Source organism: Nonomuraea coxensis DSM 45129 (genome assembly GCF_019397265.1).
Lineage (GTDB): Bacteria > Actinomycetota > Actinomycetes > Streptosporangiales > Streptosporangiaceae > Nonomuraea > Nonomuraea coxensis.
The window spans coordinates 3,558,057-3,581,133 of record NZ_CP068985.1; the positions used below are offsets into that span (position 1 = coordinate 3,558,057).

The 23,077-nt window shown below is 74.1% G+C and carries 17 protein-coding genes; 12 read left to right on the top strand and 5 right to left on the bottom strand.

The genetic code is table 11. The annotated features are described in order from the left end of the window. Nucleotides 1–21: 21 nt before the first annotated feature. The 5 genes from Nocox_RS16655 (at nucleotide 22) to Nocox_RS16675 (ending at nucleotide 7,269) form a co-directional block, all read left to right on the top strand. Nucleotides 22–3,693, top strand: coding sequence for a nitrate reductase subunit alpha (locus Nocox_RS16655; RefSeq protein ID WP_020547858.1), 3,672 nt, complete (start codon nucleotides 22–24; stop codon nucleotides 3,691–3,693). Continuing rightward, nucleotides 3,693–5,342, top strand: a complete 1,650-nt coding sequence (gene narH, locus Nocox_RS16660; RefSeq protein WP_020547857.1) for a nitrate reductase subunit beta — start codon at nucleotides 3,693–3,695, stop codon at nucleotides 5,340–5,342. Before Nocox_RS16655 ends, narH begins: the two co-directional genes overlap by 1 nt. Continuing rightward, a complete protein-coding gene (gene narJ, locus Nocox_RS16665) occupies nucleotides 5,339–5,956 on the top strand; it encodes a nitrate reductase molybdenum cofactor assembly chaperone (RefSeq protein WP_020547856.1) in 618 nt (205 codons plus the stop codon). The genes narH and narJ overlap by 4 nt, the downstream gene beginning before the upstream one ends. Beyond that, nucleotides 5,953–6,666, top strand: coding sequence for a respiratory nitrate reductase subunit gamma (gene narI / locus Nocox_RS16670; RefSeq protein WP_020547855.1), 714 nt, complete (start codon nucleotides 5,953–5,955; stop codon nucleotides 6,664–6,666). Before narJ ends, narI begins: the two co-directional genes overlap by 4 nt. Before the next feature lie 171 nt (nucleotides 6,667–6,837). Beyond that, nucleotides 6,838–7,269 (top strand): ester cyclase, encoded by a 432-nt coding sequence (locus Nocox_RS16675; protein ID WP_051112811.1) that lies wholly within the window; start codon nucleotides 6,838–6,840, stop codon nucleotides 7,267–7,269. 290 nt (nucleotides 7,270–7,559) lie between these two features. On the opposite strand, the gene Nocox_RS16680 is transcribed toward Nocox_RS16675, so the two are convergent. Then, nucleotides 7,560–8,402 (bottom strand): helix-turn-helix transcriptional regulator, encoded by an 843-nt coding sequence (locus tag Nocox_RS16680; RefSeq protein WP_020547853.1) that lies wholly within the window; start codon nucleotides 8,400–8,402, stop codon nucleotides 7,560–7,562. A 134-nt stretch (nucleotides 8,403–8,536) separates the two neighbouring features. Between Nocox_RS16680 and Nocox_RS16685 the strand changes: the two genes are divergently transcribed. After that, nucleotides 8,537–9,535: an aldo/keto reductase gene (locus Nocox_RS16685; protein WP_020547852.1), complete on the top strand. Its 999-nt coding sequence runs from the start codon at nucleotides 8,537–8,539 to the stop codon at nucleotides 9,533–9,535. Between the two features lie 15 nt (nucleotides 9,536–9,550). Here the strand turns inward: Nocox_RS16685 and nadE are convergent, their stop codons facing one another. After that, nucleotides 9,551–10,381, bottom strand: a complete 831-nt coding sequence (gene nadE, locus Nocox_RS16690; RefSeq protein WP_020547851.1) for an ammonia-dependent NAD(+) synthetase — start codon at nucleotides 10,379–10,381, stop codon at nucleotides 9,551–9,553. 106 nt (nucleotides 10,382–10,487) lie between these two features. Continuing rightward, nucleotides 10,488–13,355 carry an ATP-binding protein gene (locus Nocox_RS16695; RefSeq protein WP_246649801.1) on the bottom strand — a complete coding sequence of 956 codons (2,868 nt, stop codon included), beginning with the start codon at nucleotides 13,353–13,355 and terminating at the stop codon, nucleotides 10,488–10,490. 133 nt (nucleotides 13,356–13,488) lie between these two features. Between Nocox_RS16695 and Nocox_RS16700 the strand changes: the two genes are divergently transcribed. The 6 genes from Nocox_RS16700 (at nucleotide 13,489) to Nocox_RS16725 (ending at nucleotide 21,097) form a co-directional block, all read left to right on the top strand. Further along, entirely contained in the window at nucleotides 13,489–13,839 is a 351-nt protein-coding gene (locus Nocox_RS16700) for a VOC family protein (protein ID WP_020547849.1), read from the top strand. A 25-nt stretch (nucleotides 13,840–13,864) separates the two neighbouring features. Then, entirely contained in the window at nucleotides 13,865–14,476 is a 612-nt protein-coding gene (locus Nocox_RS16705; RefSeq protein WP_020547848.1) for a VOC family protein, read from the top strand. 143 nt (nucleotides 14,477–14,619) lie between these two features. Next, nucleotides 14,620–18,222 carry an nSTAND1 domain-containing NTPase gene (locus tag Nocox_RS16710; protein ID WP_157383535.1) on the top strand — a complete coding sequence of 1,201 codons (3,603 nt, stop codon included), beginning with the start codon at nucleotides 14,620–14,622 and terminating at the stop codon, nucleotides 18,220–18,222. Nucleotides 18,223–18,445: 223 nt separating this feature from the next. Beyond that, nucleotides 18,446–18,739, top strand: a complete 294-nt coding sequence (locus Nocox_RS16715) for a hypothetical protein (protein ID WP_020547846.1) — start codon at nucleotides 18,446–18,448, stop codon at nucleotides 18,737–18,739. Nucleotides 18,740–18,761: 22 nt separating this feature from the next. Continuing rightward, nucleotides 18,762–19,133 (top strand): hypothetical protein, encoded by a 372-nt coding sequence (locus Nocox_RS16720; RefSeq protein WP_020547845.1) that lies wholly within the window; start codon nucleotides 18,762–18,764, stop codon nucleotides 19,131–19,133. Between the two features lie 119 nt (nucleotides 19,134–19,252). Beyond that, nucleotides 19,253–21,097 carry an AfsR/SARP family transcriptional regulator gene (locus Nocox_RS16725; RefSeq protein WP_020547844.1) on the top strand — a complete coding sequence of 615 codons (1,845 nt, stop codon included), beginning with the start codon at nucleotides 19,253–19,255 and terminating at the stop codon, nucleotides 21,095–21,097. A gap of 101 nt (nucleotides 21,098–21,198) precedes the next feature. On the opposite strand, the gene Nocox_RS16730 is transcribed toward Nocox_RS16725, so the two are convergent. Together Nocox_RS16730 and Nocox_RS16735 are read right to left on the bottom strand one after the other, a co-directional pair. After that, on the bottom strand, nucleotides 21,199–21,516 hold the full coding sequence (locus Nocox_RS16730) for a hypothetical protein (protein ID WP_157383534.1): 318 nt from the start codon (nucleotides 21,514–21,516) through the stop codon (nucleotides 21,199–21,201). Between the two features lie 152 nt (nucleotides 21,517–21,668). Continuing rightward, a complete protein-coding gene (locus Nocox_RS16735) occupies nucleotides 21,669–23,030 on the bottom strand; it encodes a cytochrome b (RefSeq protein ID WP_020547842.1) in 1,362 nt (453 codons plus the stop codon). Nucleotides 23,031–23,077: the final 47 nt, after the last annotated feature.

A 23,077-nucleotide genomic window follows, 5' to 3' on the forward strand; every position in this document is an offset into this window, starting at 1 on the left:
CGGGCGACCGAGGGAGCGAGCATGGCGGGCACGGACGGGCCGGTGAGCGACGCGCTGCTCAGGATGGGGCGGCACCTACGCAAAGGAACGGTTTCCCCCGACCGGCGGACCCTGTACCAGATCGGCGGACGGCAGGCCGACGCCTTCTACCGCGACCGGTGGAGCCACGACAAGGTCGTCCGCTCCACGCACGGCGTGAACTGCACGGGCTCGTGCTCGTGGAAGGTCTACGTCAAGGACGGGATCATCACCTGGGAGGCGCAGCAGACCGACTACCCGACCGTCGGCGGCGACCGGCCCGAGTACGAGCCGCGGGGCTGCCCGCGCGGCGCCGCGTTCTCCTGGTACACCTACTCGCCGACGCGGGTGCGTTACCCGTACGCGCGGGGCGTGCTGGTGGAGATGTACCGCGAGGCGAGGACCCGGCTCGGCGACCCGGTCGCGGCCTGGGCGGAGATCACCGCCGACCCGGACCGGCGGGCGCGCTACCAGTCGGCGCGGGGCAAGGGCGGGCTGGTCAGGATCGGCTGGGACGAGGCCTGCGAGATCATCGCCGCCGCCCACGTGCACACGATCAGGACCTACGGCCCCGACCGGGTCGCCGGGTTCTCGCCGATCCCGGCGATGTCCATGGCCTCGCACGCGGCCGGGGCCCGGTTCGTCTCGCTGATCGGCGGCGCCATGCTGTCGTTCTACGACTGGTACGCCGACCTCCCGGTGGCCTCCCCCCAGGTGTTCGGCGACCAGACGGACGTGCCCGAGTCGGCGGACTGGTGGGACGCCGCGTACCTGATGCTCTGGGGCTCCAACGTGCCGGTCACCCGCACCCCCGACGCCCACTACATGACCGAGGCCCGCTACCGGGGCCAGAAGGTCGTCGTGGTGAGCCCCGACTACAGCGACGCGGCCAGGTTCGGCGACGAGTGGCTGGCCCCGCATCCCGGCACGGACGGGGCGCTGGCCATGGCGATGGGCCACGTCATCCTCAAGGAGTTCTTCACCGCGCGCGAGACGCCGTACTTCACCGGCTACGTCAAGCGCTTCACCGACCTGCCGTTCCTGGTCGGGTTGCGGGAGCGGGACGGCGCCTATGTGCCCGACAAGTTCCTGACCGCCGCCGACCTGGGCGACGACGAGGACGGGAACGGGGCGTTCAGGACAGTGGTCGTCGACGCCCGCACCGGTGAGCCGGTCGTGCCCAACGGCTCGCTCGGCTTCCGCTACGCCGAGCAGGGCCAGGGCCGCTGGAACCTGGACCTGGGCGACGCCGACCCCGCGCTGACGCTGCTCGACGGGGAAGGCGGGGAGGGCGCGGAGACGGTGGAGGTGGCGCTGCCCCGCTTCGACGTCGCGGACGGGGTCCTGCGCCGGGGGGTGCCGGTCAGGGAGATCGGCGGGCGGCTGGTGACGACGGTGTTCGACCTGATGCTGGCCCAGTACGGGGTTGCCCGCGACGGGCTGCCGGGAGACTGGCCGTCCGGTTACGACGACGCGGCGGCACCGTACACGCCGGCCTGGCAGGAGGCGATCACCGGGGTGCCGGCCGCGCGGGCGGCCCGGATCGCCCGCGAGTTCGCCGCGAACGCCGAGCAGTCCGGCGGCCGATCGATGATCATCATGGGGGCGGGGGCGAACCACTGGTTCCACTCCGACACGATCTACCGCTCGTTCCTGACGCTGACCACGCTGACCGGCTGCCAGGGCGTCAACGGCGGCGGCTGGGCCCACTACGTCGGCCAGGAGAAGTGCCGGCCGATCACCGGGTGGGCGCAGCTCGCGTCCGGACTGGACTGGTCGAGGCCGCCGCGGCAGATGATCGGCACCGCGTTCTGGTACCTGCACACCGGCCAGTGGCGTTACGACACCTACACCGCCGACGCCGTCTCCTCGCCGCTCGCCGAGGGGGCCTTCGCCGGGAAGGCCACCGCCGACCTGCTGGCCGCGTCCGCGCGCATGGGGTGGATGCCGTCGTTCCCGACGTTCGACCGCAACCCGCTGGACCTGGCCGACGAGGTGGCCGCGTCCGGGCAGGACCCGGGCGCCTACGTCGCGGGCCGGGCCGCCACCGGCGAGCTCGGCTTCGCCTGCGAGGACCCCGACGCGCCCGCCAACTGGCCGCGCGTGCTGACCGTGTGGCGGGCCAACCTGCTGGGCTCCTCGGCCAAGGGCAACGAGTACTTCCTGCGGCACCTGCTCGGCGCCGACGCCGCGCTGCGGGCCGAGGAGGCCGCCCCGGAACAGCGGCCCCGGGACGTGACCTGGCGTGAGCGGGCGCCGCGCGGCAAGCTCGACCTGCTGCTGTCGCTGGACTTCCGCATGACGTCCACCACGCTGTTCAGCGACATCGTGCTGCCGGCCGCCACCTGGTACGAGAAGCACGACCTCTCCTCGACCGACATGCACCCGTTCGTGCACGCCTTCACCCCCGCCATCGACCCGCCCTGGCAGACCCGCACCGACGTCGCCGCCTTCCAGGCCATCGCCGAGGCGTTCAGCGACCTGGCGAGGACCCACCTCGGCACCCGCAGGGACCTGGTCGCCACCCCGCTGCTGCACGACACCCCCGACGAGTGCGCCAGCCCGCACGGCCGGGTGGACGACTGGCGGCGCACCGGCGCCGTGCCCGTCCCCGGCAGGAACTTCCCGCGCGTCACCGTCGTGGAGCGCGACTACGGCGCGGTCGCGGAGCGGATGGCGGCGCTCGGCCCGCTGCTCGACACCCTCGGCGCCACCACCAAGGGCCTCACCTACGAGGTCGGCGAGGAGGTGGAGCGGCTGCGCCGCACGAACGGGACCGTACGCCACGGCGTCGCCGCCGGCCGGCCGTCGCTGGCCCGCGACGTGGACCTGTGCGAGGCGATCCTGGCGCTGTCCGGCACCACCAACGGCCGGCTGGCCGCGCAGGGGTTCGCCACCCTGGCCCGCCGCACCGGCACGGACTTCACGGGCCTCGCCGACGAGCACAAGCGGATCACCTTCGCCGACACGCAGGCCCGGCCGGTGCCGGTCACCACCTCGCCCGAATGGTCGGGCAGCGAGAGCGGCGGCCGCCGCTACTCCGCCTTCACCGTCAACGTCGAGCACCGCAAGCCCTGGCACACCCTCACCGGCCGGCAGCACTTCTACCTGGACCACGACTGGATCCACGAGGCGGGGGAGGCGCTGCCGGTCTACCGGCCGCCGCTGAACATGACCGCGCTGTTCGGCGAGCCCGCCCTGGGGGACGGCGGCGAGCGGGGCCTCGTCGTCCGCTACCTGACCCCGCACTCCAAGTGGTCCATCCACTCGGAGTACCAGGACAACCTGCTGATGCTGACGCTGTCACGGGGCGGCCCGACGATCTGGATGAGCCCGGCCGACGCCGCCAGGACGGGCATCGCGGACAACGACTGGGTGGAGGCGGTCAACCGCAACGGCGTCGTCGTGGCCCGCGCGGTCGTCTCGCACCGCATGCCCGACGGGACGGTCTACATGTACCACGCCCAGGAACGGGTGGTGGACGTGCCCAAGAGCGAGACCTCGGGCCTGCGCGGCGGCATCCACAACTCGCTCACCCGCCTGCTCGTCAAGCCCACCCACCTGATCGGCGGGTACGCCCAGCTCTCGTTCGCCTTCAACTACCTGGGCCCGACCGGCAACCAGCGCGACGAGGTCACCGTGATCCGCCGCCGCAGCCAGGAGGTCGATTACTGATGCGCGTCATGGCACAGCTCGCCATGGTGATGAACCTGGACAAGTGCATCGGCTGCCACACCTGCTCCGTCACCTGCAAGCAGGCGTGGACCAACCGGGCCGGCACCGAGTACGTGTGGTTCAACAACGTCGAGACCCGCCCCGGCCAGGGCTACCCCCGCACCTACCAGGACCAGGACAGATGGAAGGGCGGCTGGGAGCTCAACCGGCGCGGGCGGCTGCGCCTGCGGGCCGGCGGGCGGCTGAAGAAGCTGCTGTCCATCTTCGCCAACCCGCTCATGCCGTCCATCGGCGACTACTACGAGCCCTGGACCTACGACTACGACCGGCTGTTCTCCGCGCCCATGCAGGCCGACACCCCCGTGGCCCGCCCGCGCTCGCTCATCACCGGCCGGCCCACCAAGATCAGCTGGAGCGCGAACTGGGACGACAGCCTCGCCGGCGGGCCCGAGCTGGCCTCGGCGGACCCGGTGCTGGCCAAGGTGTCGGAGGAGATCAGGCTGGAGTTCGAGCGGGCGTTCATGTTCTACCTGCCCCGCATCTGCGAGCACTGCCTCAACCCCTCCTGCGTGGCCTCCTGCCCGTCCGGCGCGCTGTACAAGCGGACCGAGGACGGGATCGTCCTGGTCGACCAGGACCGCTGCCGCGGCTGGCGCATGTGCGTGACCGGCTGCCCGTACAAGAAGGTGTACTTCAACCACCGCACCGGCAAGGCCGAGAAGTGCACCTTCTGCTTCCCCCGCGTCGAGGTCGGCATCCCGACCGTCTGCTCCGAGACCTGCGTGGGCCGGCTGCGCTACATCGGGCTCGTCCTGTACGACGCCGACCGCGTGGCCGAGGCCGCCGCCACCCCCGACGAGAAGGACCTGTACGAGGCGCAGAAGCGCGTCCTGCTCGACCCGCGCGACCCCGAGGTGGCCGCCGCCGCCCGGCGCGAGGGCATCCCCGACGACTGGCTGGAGGCCGCCCGCCGGTCCCCGGTGTACCGGCTGATCTTCGACTACGAGGTGGCGCTGCCGCTGCATCCGGAGTACCGGACGATGCCGATGGTCTGGTACATCCCGCCGCTGTCGCCCGTCGTGGACGCCCTCGCCGGCACCGGCCACGACGGCGAGGACGCCGGCAACCTGTTCGGCGCCATCGACACGCTGCGCATCCCCGTCGGCTACCTGGCCGAGCTGTTCACCGCCGGGGACGAGGAGCCGGTGCGGGCGGTGCTGCGCCGCCTGGCCGCGATGCGCTCCCACATGCGCCGGATCAACCTCGGCCAGGCACAGGACACGTCCATCGCCGCCGCCGTCGGCATGACCGGCGAGCAGGTCGAGGACATGCACCGGCTGCTCGCCCTGGCCCCCTACGGCGAGCGGTACGTCATCCCCAAGGCGCACGCCGAGCAGGGCGCCCAGCTGGAGGAGCTGGCCACCGGCTGCAGCCTCGACTACGAGGGCGGCCCCGGCATGAACGGCCCGTTCGGCGAGGCCTCCGGCCGGCCCGCCCCGGTCGCCGTCGAGAACTTCCACGCCCTGCGCGAACGCCAGGAGGGCGACGACCTCGACGACGCCGGCGAGCTGCGCGGCCGGGTCAACCTGCTCAACTGGGACGGCAAGGGCGTCCCCGACGGGCTCTTCCCCAAGAGGAGGCGGAAGTGAGCGAACACGACCTGCGCACCACCCACATGGTGGCCTCCGTGCTGCTCGGCTACCCCGACGAGCGCCTCCACGGCGGGCTGGACGTGCTGCGCGCCGCGGTGGACGGGCTGCCGCAGGGGGAGCCGCGCCGGCGGCTGTCGGCCTTCCTCACCCACGCGGCCGCCACCGGCCCCGCCGAACTGGCCGCCCACTACGTGGCCACCTTCGACCTGCAGCGGCGCTGCTGCCCGTACCTCACCTACTACGCCTACGGCGACACCCGCAAGCGCGGCGCGGCGCTGCTGCGCTTCAAGCACGCGCTGCGCGCCGCCGGGTTCGAGCTCGCCGACGGCGAGCTGCCCGACCACCTGGCCGTGGTGTGCGAGCTGTCGGCGCGCGGCGCGCCCGGCCCCGCCCTGCGGCTGATGAGCGAGCACCGCGCCGGCCTGGAGGTGCTGCGCGCGGCGCTGGAGGAGGAGCGCTCGCCGTACGCGGACGTCGTCGCCGCCGTCCTGGACACCCTGCCGCCGCCGACCGGACGGCAGCGGGAGGCCGCGGCGCGGCTGCTGGCCGAGGGGCCTCCGGCCGAGGCCGTCGGGCTGGAGCCGTACGCGATGGACGGGGTGAGCCGATGAGCGTCCTGCTGTGGGCGGTGCTCCCGTACGTGGCGCTCACCGTGTTCGTGCTCGGCCACCTCTGGCGCTACCGCTACGACAAGTTCGGCTGGACCACGCGCTCGTCCCAGATGTACGAGTCGCGGCTGCTGCGGATCGGCAGCCCGCTGTTCCACTTCGGCATCCTGGGGGTGGCGCTCGGCCACGTCGGCGGGCTGGTGATCCCCAAGAGCTGGACCGCGGCCCTCGGGGTCAGCCAGGAGCTCTACCACCTGCTGGCCGTCGTGCTGGGCACGGTGGCGGGCCTCGCCACCGTGGCCGGCCTGGCCATCCTCGTCTACCGGCGCCGCACGGTCGGCCCGGTCTTCACCGCCACCACCCGCAACGACAAGCTCATGTACGCCGTCCTCGCCCTCACCATCGCCCTCGGGCTGGCCGCGACCGTGCTGGCCAACCTCGCCGGCGGCGGCTACGACTACCGCACGACCGTCTCGCCGTGGTTCCGGTCGATCTTCGCCTTCCAGCCGCGGACGGAGCTGATGGCGGGCGCGCCGCCGCTGTTCCAGGCGCACGCGCTGAGCGCCCTGGCGCTGTTCGCGATCTGGCCGTTCACGCGGCTGGTGCACCTGCTCACGGCGCCCGTCGGCTACCTCACCCGGCCGTACATCGTCTACCGCAGCAGGGACGAGCACAGGCCCGCCGCGCGCCGCGGCTGGGAGCCCTCCCGCTGACGGCTCGGCGGCCCGCCGCGACGTCCGTGACGATCTACCCGCGTCGTACGTCGCGCCCATGCGGGAAAGACCATTTGACGCGCCCATGGCACTGTCGTGCGTGCGGTCGCACGGACACTGGAAGAGACGCGGAGGCGACGCGACCCGCACCCGATCCGCTCGGAGGTGTTCATGTCGACCTACTGGGATGTCAAACATCGGCTGAACCGGGCCGTCAACGCGCACGACCTGTCCGGTGTGCTCGCCTGCTACAGCCCGGACGCCGTCTTCGTCTCGCCGGCGGGCGTCGCGGAGGGACACGACGAGATCGGCTGGATCTACCAGCAGCTCTTCAAGGCGTTCCCGGACTTCCACATGGCGGCGTGGTTCGAGGTGAGCGACTGCGACAACCCGGCCGTCACCGAATGGACCTACACCGGCACCCACACCGGGCTGCTCCTGGTGCCGGGCGGTCACGAGATAGCCGGCACGGGCCGCCGGATCGCCGTCAGGGCGAGCTGCGCCACCCACATCTCCGACGACAGGATCGACTCCCACCGCGAGTATTTCGACCAGCTGGAGCTCTACAGCCAGCTCGGTTTCGGACTGGTGGAGCTGGAGTGACGTCGATCCAGGCGTCCAGGAGCCCGGGATCGTCGGGAACCGGCTCGCCGAGCATCGGAAGGAAGGAACGGGCCCTGCGCCGGTGGTGCTCGGCGAAGGAGCACTGACCGGCCAGGTATTCCCGCATGTGGCGCGCCTCCAGGCTCCACCACAACGCCACCAGCTCGTCCGGCGGCGCCGTCGCGCCCGGCGCGGCCCGGACGATCCTGGCGATGGTCTCCAGGACCGCGCTGCGATGGTCGACCAGGGTCCCGTCCAGGTCGAAGAAGATCACGTCCGCCACGCGTCGATCATCCCACGGTGCGGAAATCCTCGGTGCCGAGCACGCGCAGCAGCTCAAGCCGCTCACGGGCCTCGTCGTCCGCCGGGGTGAACACCAGCAGCTGCTGCCTCTGGTCAGGGGTGACCAGGGTGGTGCAGTCCATCACCAGCCGGCCCACCCGCTGGTGCACCAGGCTCTTGCGGTCGGTACGCCGGACCGCCACCTCGTGCTCGGCCCAGAGCCGGCGGAAACCGGCGCTCGCGGCCAGCAGGCGCTCGACCAGCCGGGTGACCACGGGATCGCCGGCGCGGCGGCCCGCGACCGCACGGAGGTCCGCCACGAGCTGGCGGGCGTGATGCTCCTGCTCCTCCGGCGGATGGACGGCGCGGACCTCGGCCTCGGTGAACCAGCGGTAGACGAGGTAACGCCGGTCGCCGGTGAGCCCCGTGTGGTCGCCCATCAGCAGGACGGCCATCCGGTTCTGCGCGAGGAACTCGCCGAGGTCGGACAGCACCACGGCCGGGGTGTCGCCCAGCAGGTCGAGCATGCGGATCAGCCCGGCGCGGGCCAGGCCGGCGAGGTGGTCGGCGGGCGGGGGCCGGTGGCCGGCCAGGTGGAACAGGTGGTCGCGTTCGTCGTCGGACAGCCGCAGCGCGCGGGCCAGCGCGCCCAGTAACTGGACCGACGGCCGGCTGCTGCGGCCCTGCTCCAGGCGGACGACGTAGTCCACCGACATGCCGGCCAGCATCGCCACCTCCTCGCGGCGCAGGCCGGCGGCGCGGCGCCGGGGGCCGTCCGCGAGGCCCACCTCCGCCGGGCGGATCGCCTCCCGGCGGCGGCGCAGGAAGTCGGCGAGCTCCTCACGGTGCATGACTCCATCCTGCCGCGCCGCCGGAGGGCGAGCCAGGGAGCGGCTCTCCCACGATCGGCGCTCCGCTTACGCCCGTCCCCGGCCGGGCCCAGGGTGGGAGGGGACGGAAGCCCTGCGGCGAGAAGGAGAAGAACATGATGCGGACGCGGACACTGGGGACCACAGGACCGGTCGTCTCCGCGCTGGGCCTGGGCGCGATGGGCATGTCGGGCGCGTACGGCCAGGCCGACCGCGCGGAGAGCATCGCCACGGTGCACGCCGCGCTGGACGCCGGCGTCACCCTGATCGACACCGGCGACTTCTACGGCGCGGGCCACAACGAGCTGCTGCTCGCCGAGGCGCTGCGCGGCCGGGCCCGCGACAGCTACGTGCTGAGCCTGAAGTTCGGCATGCTGCTGCGGCCCGGTGGCGGGTTCGGCGGGAACGACGCCCGCCCCGAGGCGGTGCGGAACTTCCTGGCGCACTCGCTGACCCGGCTCGGCACCGACCACGTCGACATCTACCGCCCGGCCCGGCTGGACCCGGCGGTGCCGATCGAGGAGACGGTCGGCGCGATCAAGGAGCTGGTGGACGCCGGGTACGTCCGGCACATCGGCCTCTCGGAGGTCGACGCGGCCACGATCCGCCGGGCGCACGCCGTGCACCCGATCGCCGACCTGCAGATCGAGTACTCGGTGATCTCCCGCGCGGTCGAGGCGGACGTCCTGCCCACCTTGCGGGAGCTCGGGATCGGCCTGACCGCGTACGGGGTGCTCGGGCGCGGCCTCATCTCCGGGCACTGGACCGCCGCCCGCGCCGCCGGCCCCGGCGACGCCCGCGGGTTCAGCCCCCGGTTCGCGAGCGGGAACGTGGAGCACAACCTCTCCCTCGTGGCCGAGCTGCGCCGGGTCGCCGAGGCGAAGGGCTGCACCGTGGCCCAGCTCGTCATCGCCTGGGTGGCCGCGCGGGGCGAGGACATCGTGCCGCTGGTCGGCGCGCGTACCCGCGAGCGGCTGGCCGAGGCGCTGCCCGCCGCCGAGCTCGACCTCACCGCCGGCGACCTCGCCGCGATCGAGAAGGCGGTGCCGCCCGGCGCGGCGCGCGGCGACCGGTACCCGGCGGCGTTCATGGCGAACCTCGGCGTGGGCAACTGAGCGCCGGCGGGCGGCTCAGGGCGTGATCGGCGGGCGGCGCTTGTGCTCCGTGAGCCGGTAGCGGTCGATCAGCACGGTGAGCGCCGCGTCGTCGACCGGCTCGCCCTCCAGGAAGTCGTCGATCGTGTCGTAGGAGACGCCGAGCACGTCCTCGTCGGCCACGCCGGGGTTCAGCGTCTCCAGGTCGGCGGTCGGGACCTTGCGCATCAGGGCGGCCGGCGCGCCCAGCGCCTCGCCGACGGCCCGCACCCGGCGCTTGGTGAGGCCGGCGAGCGGGACCACGTCGGCGGCGCCGTCGCCGTACTTGGTGTAGAAGCCGGAGATCGCTTCCGCGGCCTGGTCGGTGCCGACCACCAGGCCGTCGTGCGCGTTGGCCACCGTGTACTGGACGATCATCCGCTGGCGGGCCTTGACGTTGCCGAGCACGAAGTCCTGGTGCCGTTCGTCGCGGAAGGTCAGGCCGGCGGCCAGCACCGACTCCAGGGAGACGTCGCTCGCGGGCTTCACGTCCACCGTCATGACCCGGTCGGGCCGGATGAACTCCAGCGCGAGCCGGGCGTCCCGCTCGTCGGCCTGCACGCCGTACGGCAGCCGCATCGCGATGAACGTCGCCTCCCGCCCGGCCTCGCGGACCCGTTCGGCCGCGAGCCGGCACAGCCGGCCCGCCACCGTGGAGTCGACGCCGCCGCTGATGCCGAGCACCAGCGCGCGCCGGTCCGAGCCGGTGAGCTGCGCGGCGAGGAAGGCGACCCGGCGCTCGATCTCCGTCGCGGCCTCGAAGGACGCGCCGACCTGGAGCTCCTTGGCGATCTCCTGCTGATGGGACGTGGGGGCGGGGGCGGTCAAGTCTGCTCCTCTGTCGGTCGGCGGGCGGTTCGCGGCGCGTCCTCGGAGGCGGACGCGGACACCGTACTGTTCCCGGACGGGCCGGAGATGAACGGGATCGCGGCGCTCACCAGAGGCTGACGGCCTTCGGCGCGAGGCCGAGCGCGGCCAGCGTGGCGCTCCCGCGCCCGGCGTGCTCCCCGCCGGCGAGCAGCAGGGTCCGCGCGGACTGGTAGGGGCAGCCGGCCGCGTCGAAGGCGTCCGCCGTGGCGAGCAGCGCCTCCCGGTCGCCGTCGAGCACGGCCCCGGCCCGCGCCACGAGGGCCTCGGCGACCGGGTTGCCGGCCACGGCGGCGCGCGCCTCGGCCACGCAGCGGCGGGCGCCGGAGTGGCCGGCCAGGACGACGGCCTCGGTGCGCAGGGCGACGTACCAGTGGTGCCAGATCCAGCTCACCCACTTCCAGACCTCGCCCGCCTCGGGGGCCATCCGCTCCGCGGCCTCCCGCGCCTGGCCGCGGTGGAGCAGCAGCATGCCGTCGAAGACGGCCGCGTAGCCGTGGGCGCGCTCCGCCGAGACGTCGAGCCGGTCCAGGATCTCCCGCCAGGCGCGTTCGGCGTCGTGGTCGTCGCGCAGGCCGTGGACCATCGCCACGGCGGCCACCGCCGGCCCGAGGTGGGCCCGGGCCGGGCTGCCCGCGCGCCGCCACGCGTCGAGCAGCCGTACGCTGCCGGCCAGCACCTCCTCGACGTCGCCCGCCAGCGCGTCCACCATGAGCGGCGCCCGGTGACCGACCTCCGCCAGCGACGGGTGGCCGTCGAGCTGCCGGGCCCAGCGGCGGGCGTCCGGCACGTCGCCCGCGCCGAGCCCGGCCTCGGTGACCATGCCGAGCGCGTCGATCAGCTCGTGGGTGACGGCCGGCGAGGGTGGCAGGGCCGACAGGAGCGTGACCCGCCGCCGGGACCTGGCGGCGGCGGCGAAGGCGTCGCCGGCCCAGATGTGCGCGCAGGTGAGCGCGTCGAGCGCGGCCGACTCGGCGAGCGGGTCGCCGGTCCTGGCGGCCAGCTCGACCGCCCGCTCGGCGCACGCGATCGTCTCCGGCACCGCGACGTTGTCGGCGGGCCCCTGCACGGCCCCGAAGGCGTCGGTGACCACGGCGGCCTCGGCCAACGCCAACGCGGCCCGCGCGCCCGGCTCGCCACCGACCGGCGCGCCCGGCTCGCCACCGACCGGCGTGGCCTGGTCGTCCGCGGCGTGCGTGGCCTGGTCGCCGCCCGCCGTCTGCCGGGCCTCGGCCATCAGGGCGAGCGCCTCCTCGCGGGACGGCACCCGGACGAACGTGGCCCAGTACCGGAACGCCATCGTCGCGGCGGTCGCCAGGTCGGCGGCGGCCCCGGCCGCGTCGCCCGCGCGGCGGGCCGCCGCCGCGGCGGCGAGGCGCAGGCGGTACATGTCGTCGCCCGCCGCCCGGCAGCCCGCCACGGAGGCGGCCTGCCGGAGCATCGTCGCGCTCTCGGCGGGCCCGGCCGCGAGCGCCGCCGCCTGCTCGAAGCGGCGCTGGGACTCGCCCGTCAGGTTGCGGGTGAAGGCCAGCTCCGCCAGCCGCCGGGCGAGCCCGAAGGCGTCCTCGCGCAGCTCCGGCCGGCCGGCCGCCCACGTGAGGGCCGCGCGCAGGTCGTCGGCGACCTGGTCGAACCGGGCCCGCCAGCCCGGCCTGGCCTCCTCCAGCCAGGCCGCCCGCGCCAGGCACCAGCGCAGGTGCCGGGAGTGGACCTCGTCGCGCTCGCCGGCCTCGGCGAGCCGCTCGGCCGCGTACTGGCGGATGGTCTCCAGCGCGCGGTACTCGGTGCCGTCCGGCGTCGCCGCCACCACCAGCAGGCTCTGCTCGGCGAGCCGGGCCAGCCCGTCGGCCACCAGGCACTCCTCGTACCCGGCCACCTCCGCCGCCGCGGCGGCGGTGAACGGCGCCGCGAACACCGACACCCGGCGCAGCAGCGCCCGGTGGGCCGGTTCCAGCAGGGCATGGCTCCAGTCCAGCGCCGCCCGCACCGACCGGTGCCGCTCGTCGGCGCGGGAGCCGCCGGTGAGCATCCGCAGCGGGTGGGACAGGGCGGCGGTGATGCCGTCCAGGCCGAGCGTGGGGCAGCGGGCCGCGGCCAGCTCGATCGCCAGCGCCATCCCGTCGAGCCGCGCGCAGACGGCGGCGATCTGGCCGCGCAGCGCGGGGTCCGGCGGCCGGCCGACCGCCGCCGCCCGCTCCATGAACAGCGCGACCGCGTCCGAGTCGCCGTCGGCGGCCAGCGACAGCGGCGGGACCGGGTACACCCGCTCGAACGGCACCATCAGCCGCGCCCGGCTGGTCGCGAGCACGGTCAGGCGCGGGCAGGTGGCCAGCAGCCGTTCGAGGAACGGCGCCACCCCGTCCATCACGTGCTCGCAGTTGTCCAGGACGACCAGCGCGTCCCGGTCGGCGAGCGCGGCGGCCACGGAGTCGGCCAGATCGCGGCCGGGCTGCTCGCCGAGGCCGAGTGCGCCGGCCACGGCGGCGGCGATCATGCCGGGGTCGGTGACCGGCACCAGGTCGGCGAACCACACGCCGTCGGGGTAGGCTCCGGCCGCCTCCGCGGCCACCGCCAGCGCGAGCCGGGTCTTGCCCACCCCGCCGGGGCCGACCGCGGTGACCTGCCGGTGCTCCTTCAGCAGCGCGGCCAGCTCGGCCCGCTCACGGGCCCGGCCGACGAACGAGGTGAGCGGGGCGGGCAGGACGGCCGCCGGCCGGTCCGAGGCCGCGCCGCCCGGGCCCGGCGCGCGGCGGGCGAGCGCCCGGCGGTCCGGCACCTCCAGCTTGCGCAGCAGCGAGGACACGTGGCTCTCCACGGTGCGCACCGAGATGCACAGCCGGGCCGCGATCTCGGCGTTGCTGAGATGGTCGCCGACGAGCTCCAGCACCTCGGCTTCCCGGCGGGAGATCTCGGCTTCTGCCGCTTCTGTCACCACTGTCCTAGTTTCCCGCACCCGGTACGTACCGAGAATCCGTGGTCACCACGGATGTGGCGCGGCGGGTCCGGCGGCCAGGCTGTGACCACGAAGAAAGCGGGTCGAACGCGACCCACGACCACGAGGAGCGACCATGACCGGCACTTCCGGCATCAGGACCGTGCTGCACCCGGTGTCCGACCTGGCCAGGGCCAAGGCGGTGTACGTGGCCCTGCTCGGCGTCGAGCCGCAGGCCGACTCGCCCTACTACGTCGGCTTCGAGGCCGAGGGCCAGCACATCGGGCTGGTGCCGGGCGGCGGGCCGCAGGCCATGACGACGCCGGTGGCGTACTGGCACGTCGCGGACCTCGACGCCAAGCTGGCCGAGCTCACCGCCGCCGGGGCCGTGGTGCGGGAGGCCGCGCACGAGGTCGGCGCCGGCCGCCGGGTGGCGACCGTCACCGACCCCGACGGCAACGTCCTCGGCCTCCTCCAGGACCAGTGAACCCCTCATCCCAAGGAGCACCGTCATGACCGCCTTCGCCACCGTCACCCTCGAGGTTCCCGACCCGGCCGCCGCGAGCGCCTTCTACGACGCCTTCGGCCTGAGCCCGTACGTGCGCCTCAGGGCCGCCCAGTCGCCGGCGGACGGCTTCCGCGGGTTCGCGCTGTCCCTCGTGGTGTCCCAGCCGGGCAATGTGGACGCCTTCGTCGCCGCCGCCCTGGAGGCCGGGGCGACGGCGCTCAAGCCGGCCACGAAGAGCTTCTGGGGCTACGGCGCCGTCGTCCGAGCCCCGGACGGCACCATCTGCAAGATCGCGACCTCGGCCAAGAAGGACACCGCCCCCGCCGCCCGCCGCGTCGGCCAGGTCGCGCTGCTGCTGGGCGTGGCGGACGTCAAGGCGAGCAAGCGCTTCTACGCCGGGCGCGGCCTGGCCGTCGCCAAGAGCTTCGGCGGCAAGTACGTCGAGTTCGCCACCCCGTCGTCGGCCGTCACGCTGGCGCTCTACCCGCGCCGCGCGCTCGCCAAGGACGCCGGCGTCCCCCAGGAGGGCAGCGGCTCGCACCGGCTCGTGATCGGCGGCGACGCCGGGCCCTTCACGGACCCGGACGGCTTCGTCTGGGAGCCGGCGTCGGCCTGACGGCCGGCGGCTTTCACCCGTTCCGCGGGCCGTACCGGCTCGTATGATCAAGCTGATTCGGGGATGAGGTCATCAGCTTTTTTCGGGGGAAGTGAAAGTCATTGGGGCGGCCAGAGCGTGCGCTCGATCCGGAGAACAATCCCTTGCACCGGTTCGCCGCCGAGCTTCGGCGATTAAGGGACGAGGCCGGTAAGCCGAGTTATCGGGAGCTGGCCAAACGCGCGCGTTTCTCGGTAACGGCGCTTTCCGAGGCGGCGGGCGGGCGGGTGGCGCCGACCCTGCCCGTCACCCTGGGGTACGCGGCCGCCTGCGGCGGCGACCGGGCGGAGTGGGAGGCACGCTGGCACCTGCTGATGCGGGAACTGGAGGGCGACGTCCCGCCCTCGGCCGAGGAGGCCGCGCCCTACCGGGGGCTGGTGGCGTTCCAGCCGGAGGACGCGAGGTGGTACTTCGGGCGTGAGCGGCTGGTGCGTGAGCTGTGCGGCAGACTGCCGGGGACGCCCTTCCTCGCCGTCATGGGCACGTCGGGAAGCGGGAAGTCCTCCCTGCTCCGCGCCGGTCTCCTGCCCGCCCTGCGCCAGGGGATCATCGCCGGCGGCGGGGAGTGGCCCGCCGTCGTCATGGTCCCGGGCGAGCACCCGCTGCGGGCGCTCGCCGCCGACCTCGGGAAGGACGGACCGCCGCACGCCGCCTGGTTGACTGCCGGGGCGCGGCTGGTGGTCGTCGTGGACCAGTTCGAGGAGGTGTTCACCCTCTGCCGCGACGAGGGCGAGCGGGCGGCGTTCGTCGCGGCGCTGCTCGCGCTGGCGCGGGAGCCGGGCACGCACGTCGTCGCCGGCATGCGGGCCGACTTCTACGCGCGATGCGCCGAGCTGCCCGGCCTGGCGTCGGTGCTGCAGGACAACCAGCTCATCGTCGGCCCGATGGAGGAGGAGGACCTGCGGCGGGTCGTGACGGGGCCCGCCGAGCGGGCGGGCCTGGCGGTCGAGGCCGAACTGGTCGAGCTGGTCGTGAACGAGGCGCAGGGGCAGCCGGGCGCGCTCTCCCTCGTCTCCCACGCGCTGCTGGAGACGTGGAGGCGGCGCACCGGCCCGGCGCTGACCGTGGCCGCCTACCTCGCCGCGGGCGGGGTGCGCGGGGCGATCGCGCAGACCGCCGAGCACGTGTACGGCGAGCTGGACGCGCGGGGACGCGAGATCGCCCGGCAGATGTTCCTGCGGCTGACCGTCCCCGGGGACGGCACGGAGGACACCCGGCGGCGCGCGCCCCGCGACGAGCTTCTCGACGGGGCCGGGAAGCTTCCCGGCCGGCGGCGCGGACCGGACGGCGACGCCGTCGCGGCCGTGCTGGACCGGGCCATCGCGGCGCGGCTGGTGATCGCCGACGAGAGCCGCGTGACCATCGCGCACGAGGCGCTCATCCGCGGCTGGCCGCGGCTGCGTTCCTGGCTGGAGGAGGACCGCGAGGCGCTGCGGGCGCACCGGCGGCTGACCGAGGCCGTCGCGGAGTGGGAGGAGCACGGCCGCGACGACGCCTTCCTCTTCCGGGGCAGTCGGCTGGCGGTGTGGGAGGGGGACAGGACCCGCCGGCTGAACTCGCTGGAGCGGGAGTTCCTGGCGGCGAGCGGGCGGCGCGAGGAGGCCGCGCGCAGGGCGGGCCGGCGGCGCGTACGGCTGGCGCTGACCGGGCTCACGGCGGCCGTGGTGGCGATGACCCTGCTCGCCGGCCTCGCCCTCGGCCAGGCCGGCGAGGCCACGGAGCAGAGGGACATCGCGCTCTCCCGGCAGATCGCGGCCGAGGCGCGCAACCAGCTGCACCTCGACCCGAAGCAGGCGCTGCGGCTCGCCGGGCAGGCGTACGCGCTGTGGCCGACCGCCGAGGCCGAGGGGGTGCTCCGGCAGGGAATCGCCGACGACCACCTGCTCGGCACGCTTCCCGGTCTGGGGCGCGCGCTGGGCGTGGCCTTCAGCCCCGACGACGCCCGCCTGGCCGCCACCAGCGCGGACGGCCTGGTCCGGGTGTGGTCCTGGTCCGGCGGGGGCGTGTCGCCCGAGGCCCCTGTCGTGTTGCGCGGGCACCAGGGCGAGGTGTGGAGCCCGGCGTTCAGCCCTGACGGCCGCAAACTGGCGACCGCCGGCATGGACGGCACGGTCAGGGTGTGGGACCTGGAACACCCCGGGTCGGCGGTGACGCTGACCGGGCACACGGGCGGGGTGTGGACCGTGGCCTTCAGCCCCGACGGCCGTGCCGTGGCCGGCGCGGGCGACGACGGCACCGTACGGATCTGGCGCCTCACGGGCGGCGGCGGGCCACGGGTCCTGCGCGGGCCCGAGAGCGCGGCCGTCGGGGTCGCGTTCAGCCCCGACGGGCGCCGCCTGGCCGCCGGCGGCGAGGACGGCGCCGTACGGATCTGGGACCTGGCGGGCCCGGACGAACCGCTCGTGCTGCGCGGCCACGGGAGCGTCGTGAAGAGCGTGGCCTTCAGCCCCGACGGACGCCTCCTGGCGAGCGCCGGCACGGACGGCGCCGCGCGCGTGTGGCGGCTCGACCAGCGGGAGAACGCGCCGCTCATGTTCCGGCACGAGGGCACGGCCGAGGGCCTGGCGTTCAGCCGCGACGGGCACTGGCTGGCGACCACCAGCGACGACTCCACGGTCCGCGTCTGGTCCCCGGACGGTGAGGGAGACCCTCTCGTGCTGCGCGGCCATCAGCGGGTGGTGTGGGGGGCGTCGTTCAGCGCCGACGGGCGCCGGCTCGCCACGGCGGGCGAGGACGGCACCGTACGGGTCTGGGACCCGAGGGGGACGGGCGACCCGGTGGTGCTGCGCGGTCACGACGGTGCGGTGCTGGGCCTGGGTTTCTCCCCCGACGGGCGCGTGGTCACCGGCGGCGTGGACGGGACCCTGCGGATCTGGGAGCCGGCGACCGGCGCGTACCGGGCGCTGCGCGGCCACACCGACGAGGTGATGGGGCTCGCGGTGAGCCTCGACGGGCGGCGGGTCGCGGGCGCGAGCAGGGACGGCACGCTCCGGATCTGGGAAGTCGATCGCGCGGACGATCCGCTGGTCCTGCGCGGGCACGACGGGGTCGTGTGGAGCGCCTCGTTCAGCCCCGACGGGCGGCGGGTGGCCACCGCGGGCGCGGACGGCACGCTCCGGATCTGGGACACGGCGGACCCGGGACGGCCGCCCCTGCTGTTCAGGGCCGACACGCGGCAGATCAGGTTCGCCGTGTTCAGCCCCGACGGGCGGCAGGTGGCCACCGCCGGGCAGGACGGCACCGTCAGGATCTGGGACGCCACCGGCGCCGCGGCCCCGCTGGTCCTGCGCGGCCACGAAGGTCTCGTGTGGGCCGTCGCCTTCAGCCCCGACGGCCGCCGGGTGGCCGGCGCCGGCACCGACGGCACCGTGCGGATCTGGCCCACCACCGGCCGGGGCGAGCCCCTGGTGCTGCGCGGCAGCCCGAACATGGTGTGGTACGTCGCCTTCAGCCCGGACGGGCGCTGGGTCGCCGGCGCGGGCAAGGACGGCACCGTGCGGATCTGGCGGAGCGACACGGCCGATCCGCCCATCGTCATCGGCGGGTTCGCCGCGACCGTCGAAGCCGTCGAGTTCAGCCGCGACGGCCGGCTGCTGGCCACGGCCCACGGCGACGGCACCGTGCGCCTGCGGCGCTGCGACGTCTGCGAACCGGTCCCGGCGCTGCTCCGCCAGGTGGACGACCAGCTCGCCGACCTCGCGGACTGACGGCTCGCGCACCGCCTCACCTGCGACGCCGGGTTGTCCAGGACGCCGCGATGTTTGTCCATCGCGGCGGGCGTTGCTGGACAACTTCCGGCCCGTCTAGAACGGTCACGTCGCCATGCCCACGTTCTCGACGCGTGGACCTGAACGCGCGGCGACTCCCTCACACCGTCCGCTCCTCGCCGTTGCCACGGCGTGGCGGACACGAAGAGAAAGGAGGAGCACGGTGATCAGAAAACTGTCCGCGGCGGTGCTCCTGACCGCCGGCGCGCTGGCGGTCGCCGCCGCGCCCGCCACGGCGGCGACCGGCCGCCTCGTCCTGCAGGGAGAGACCGGCCGCGTGGTGATCAACCCCGGTCCGGGCTGCTACAGCTCCGTGACGCCGTACTCCGGCGTCACGAACGACACCGACACGGCCGTCACCGCGTACTCGGGGAGCGGTTGTACCGGGCTCTCCCTGGTCGTCCAGCCGGGCCGGAGCACGACGGGCGTGTTCCGCAGCGTCCGTGTCCCTTCTTGATTGACTGTCGAAAGGAATTCCGATGCGCTTCTCACACAAACTGATCGCGGGAGCGGCGGCCATGGGGGCGGCCTTGTCGATCGGCGTCGCCGTGACCTCCACGGCGGCCTCGGCCTCGCAGACGGCGGCCGTCTGCAGCCCTGATTCGAGGCTCCAGTACGACTACTACAACTCCGGCTCCGGCGGCACGGTGGTGTCGAAGTGGTACAACTGCACGGGCAGCCACTCCCAGAGCACCTACGGGTACCGGATCAAGCCGGGCGGATATTCCGGCTACGTGTACTACTCGAATGGCGGAAGTGACTATTTCTGCGACTACCGGGACATCTATCTCGGGGCCAAGAAGGTGAGCAGAATCTACATGGCCCCCGCCAAGATCGAGGAGTGCTCGTAGGCGTTGTCCCTGCCCGCGTCGCCGCGCCTGGACGGGCGGCGGCGGCGTGAAACGGTCCGGGGCCGCGGCGATCGGCCCGGCCCCGGACCGCCGGGCGTCCCCGAGGAGGGGTGCGGCGGTTGAGGTTCGGCATTCTCGGGCCGGTGGAGGCGGTGGCGGACGGCGGGCCCGTGTCGGTCGCGCAGCCCAGGCATCGGGCCCTGCTGGCGTACCTGTTGTTGCAGGCGAACCGGGTGGTGACCCCGGCGCAACTGGCGGAGGCGATCTGGGGCGGCGCCGAACCCGCCACCGCGAGGTCCCAGATCCACGTGGCGGTGTCCCGGCTGCGGCGGGCACTGCGCGACCACGGGCTGGACGACGTCATCGTCACCCGGCCCGGCGGATACCGCCTGGCCCTGGCGGACGATCAGCTGGACGCCGACCTGTTCGACCGCCAGGTCGAGGCCGGGCGCGCCGCCGCGGGGCAGGGCCGGCACGAGGAGGCGGCCCGTCACCTGCGCGCGGCGCTCGGGCTGTGGCGCGGCCAGGCGCTGACGGACGTCACGGCGGCGTTCGCCGAGCCCGTGCGGCGGCGGCTGCTCGAACAGCGTCTGATCGCGCAGGAGCTGCTGTGCGACGCGGAACTCGCGCTCGGGTGTCACGACAGGCTCATCCCGGGACTGCGGAGGCTCCTGGAGGAGCATCCGACGCGGGAACGCGTGGCCTGCCGGCTGATGCTCGCCCAGTATCGGGCGGGGCTGCACCTCGACGCGCTGGAGACGGCCAGGCGGACGCGGGCCCTGCTCGCGGAGGAGCAGGGGCTCGATCCCGGCCCGGAGCTCTCGACGCTGGAGACCGCCATACTCAACGGCGACCTGGCGCTCGACGCCGGATCCAGGGCCGGGGGAGTCCCGGTGTCCTCCGCCGCGACCACGCCGGCCCAGCTTCCGTTCGACGTGCAGGGGTTCGCCGGTCGTCGCCGTGAGCTCGACCGGCTCGCCGTGCTGGCCGACGCCTCCGATCGGCCGGCCATGGTGCTGGTCGCCGGCACGGCCGGGGTCGGCAAGACCGCGCTGGCGGTGCACTGGGCGCACCGCCACCGTGACCGGTTCCCCGACGGGCAGTTCTTCGTCGACCTGCACGGATTCGACGCGGCCAGGGCGCCGGCGGAGCCGCTCGACGTCCTGCGCCGGCTCCTCCGGTCCCTGGACGGCGCCGACGCCGCCGTGCCGCAGGAGGTGGAGGAGGCCGCCGCCCTGTTCCGGTCGCGGCTCGCCCGGCGGCGCGCCCTTCTCGTGCTCGACGACGCCCGTAGCGCCGAGCAGGTGCGGCCCCTGCTGCCCGGCTCCGGCCCCTGCGCCGTCCTCGTCACCAGCCGGAACCAGCTTCGCGGGCTCGTGGCGCACGAAGGCGCCCGGCCGCTCCACCTCGGCCCGCTCACCGAGGCCGAGGCCGGCGAACTGCTCCGCGCCGCGCTCGGCGAGCGGATGGACGAGGCCGGCGCCGCCAGGCTCGCCCGGCGGTGCGCGTACCTGCCGCTGGCGCTGCGGATCGCGGCGGCCCGGCTGTCCTGCGACCGCCATCTGACGGCCGCCGGCTACGCGGCGGAACTGGCGGACGGCGACGCGCTCGCCGTCCTCGACGGGCAGAGCGACGGGCAGGGCGGCCTGGACGGCGCGCTCAGCTCCGCGTTCGGCCTCTCGTACCGGGCCCTCGGGCCCGCCGCGCGGCGGCTGTTCCGGCTGCTGAGCCTGGTGTCAGGCCAGGACTTCACGCCGGCCACGGCCGCCGCCCTGCTCGGCGTGACGCCGGGCGAGGCGCGAGGCCCCCTTGACGAGCTGTGCGCGGCTCATCTGATCGCCGAGCACCGCCCCGGCCGCTACGGCATGCACGAGTTGTTGCGCGGCTACGCCGCGGGCCGCCTCGCCGACGAGGAACCCGGGACCGGCCGCGCGGCGTACCCGTTTCCGCGACCGCGCCGGTAGGAGGGCCCCCGATCTGCCTCCGACCTGTCTCCCGGCCCGCGGCACAGGACGGTGGCCGTCCGCCATGGCGGACGGCCACCGCGCCGGCGACAGGGTCCTCGCTAGACGTTGCGGAACGTGTAGCTGCCGGACGCCGGCTCCTCGCTGGTCGTGCACTTGGCCACGGACCTCTTCGTGCCGACCCTGGTCCAGTCTCCGTACCTGGTGGTGTAGGAGTCTCGGCCGATCCGGTAGCACCGGACCTGCGCCCGGAACTCGTCATAGTTCGAGCTGTAGCAGAACACCTCGTAGGTGAAGGTGGTGTAAATGGCGTCGCAATTGTTGGCGGCGTGCGCGGCCGTGGCCGGCAGAACCGTCATGCCCGCCGCCAGCGCTCCGCCGGCCGCCACCATCTGCAGCATTCTTCTGACGCTCTTCATTCGCTCTCCACAGGAATGACACCCGCCCTGTCCACATAAATGCCTGTTTTCGGCATTTGTGGCATTTCCGGGATAAGCATAGCCATCTGCCCTTATTTGGCACCTTGCGATCGCCTATTCACTCGCTTGCCGCGGCCGGACTCACGAACTGATCAGCGGGGCACAGGATGCTCGGTCTTCGCCGCCAGGTGACGACGGCCGTCAGCGGCGTCCGGCGGGGCGAGCCGCTCGTGGAACCCGCCGTCGGGGGAGCGCACGATGATGCCGGTCTCCACGCCGTGCTCGGCCGCCTCGCGCTCCGCCTGACGGAGGGCGAGGCAGATCCACCGGGTGACGGCGAAGGCGACGACGGGCCCGATGAGCACGGCGTACCTGAAGAAGACGGTCACGGCGTTCACGGTGAGGTGGAACTGGTGGGCGAACTGGTCGTTGGCGGCGGCCGCCCACAGCAGGCCGTAGAACGTGACGCCGGCGACCGCGAGGCCCGTCTTCACCGGCGTCTCCCGCGGCCGGTCGAGCGCGTCCCGGCTGAGCGGCCTGCCGCGGCGCGCGGCCAGCAGGCGCTCGGCCGCGGGGTAGGCGGCGAGGGCGGTGAAGAACAGCCCGGGGACCACCAGCGTCGGCACGAGGACCGCGAGGCTGAGCGTGTTGCCCCCGACGGTCAGCTCCCAGCCGGGCATGATCCGCAGGGCGCCGTCGAGGAACCCCATGTACCAGTCGGGGACCGAGCCCGCCGAGATCTGCGACGGCTTCGCGGGGCCGTACAGCCAGACGGGGGCGATCTGGAAGCCGAACCCGAGGATGATCAGCATGCCGGCCGTCGCGGCCGCCATCAGCGGACGGGCGCCGCGCCGCGCCGGCAGCGAGGCGACGAACCGGGAGTGGCCGTGCCGGCGCACCAGCAGCTCGCGGACGACCAGCAGCGCGGCCACGACGACGGGGATCACCAGGTGCAGGCCGTACATGACCGGAATGATCTGGTCGCCGGGGAACTCCGGCCCGAACAGCAGCGAACGGATCCACGAGCCCACCACGGGGATCGACTGCACCACCGACAGGATCAGCCAGAGGCTGCCGCCCGACAGGTTGTCGTCCGGCAGGGCGTTGCCCGTCTCGCCCGCGGCCATCGCCAGCCCCAGCAGCGCCACCCAGATCAGCCACTGCCGGGTACGCGGCCGGCGGAACGCGCCGGTGAGGAACATGCGCAGCAGGTGCAGCGCGACGGCGGCCACGAACACGAGCGTCGCCCAGTGGTGCGTCTGCCGGACGAGCAGGCCGCCGCGCACCTCCAGACTGAGGTGCATGGCCGAGTCGAAGGCCCGGCTGACGGGGAGGCCGCGCAGCGGTCCGTACGATCCTTCGTAGGTCACCCGGGCCATGCCGGGGTCGTAGAACACCATGAGCACCGCCCCGGTCACCAGCAGGACGGCGAACGACCAGACGGCGATCTCCGCGAACATGAACGACCAGTGCGAGAATCGGAACGAGCGGCGCCCGGCCACCGAGGAACGCATCTGAGGCCCCCTTAACCTTGCCTGCACACATGACGGCGAGGGGCCCG

Excerpts from the sequence above, each read along its gene's own strand:
- narH (WP_020547857.1), top strand. The coding sequence starts at position 3,693 with ATGCGCGTCATGGCACAGCTCGCCATGGTGATGAACCTGGACAAGTGC.
- Nocox_RS16730 (WP_157383534.1), bottom strand. The coding sequence starts at position 21,516 with ATGAAGAGCGTCAGAAGAATGCTGCAGATGGTGGCGGCCGGCGGAGCG.
- Nocox_RS16655 (WP_020547858.1), top strand. The coding sequence starts at position 22 with ATGGCGGGCACGGACGGGCCGGTGAGCGACGCGCTGCTCAGGATGGGG.
- Nocox_RS16685 (WP_020547852.1), top strand. The coding sequence starts at position 8,537 with ATGATGCGGACGCGGACACTGGGGACCACAGGACCGGTCGTCTCCGCG.
- Nocox_RS16675 (WP_051112811.1), top strand. The coding sequence starts at position 6,838 with ATGTCGACCTACTGGGATGTCAAACATCGGCTGAACCGGGCCGTCAAC.
- narI (WP_020547855.1), top strand. The coding sequence starts at position 5,953 with ATGAGCGTCCTGCTGTGGGCGGTGCTCCCGTACGTGGCGCTCACCGTG.
- Nocox_RS16680 (WP_020547853.1), bottom strand. The coding sequence starts at position 8,402 with ATGCACCGTGAGGAGCTCGCCGACTTCCTGCGCCGCCGCCGGGAGGCG.
- Nocox_RS16700 (WP_020547849.1), top strand. The coding sequence starts at position 13,489 with ATGACCGGCACTTCCGGCATCAGGACCGTGCTGCACCCGGTGTCCGAC.
- Nocox_RS16720 (WP_020547845.1), top strand. The coding sequence starts at position 18,762 with ATGCGCTTCTCACACAAACTGATCGCGGGAGCGGCGGCCATGGGGGCG.
- Nocox_RS16735 (WP_020547842.1), bottom strand. The coding sequence starts at position 23,030 with ATGCGTTCCTCGGTGGCCGGGCGCCGCTCGTTCCGATTCTCGCACTGG.
- Nocox_RS16705 (WP_020547848.1), top strand. The coding sequence starts at position 13,865 with ATGACCGCCTTCGCCACCGTCACCCTCGAGGTTCCCGACCCGGCCGCC.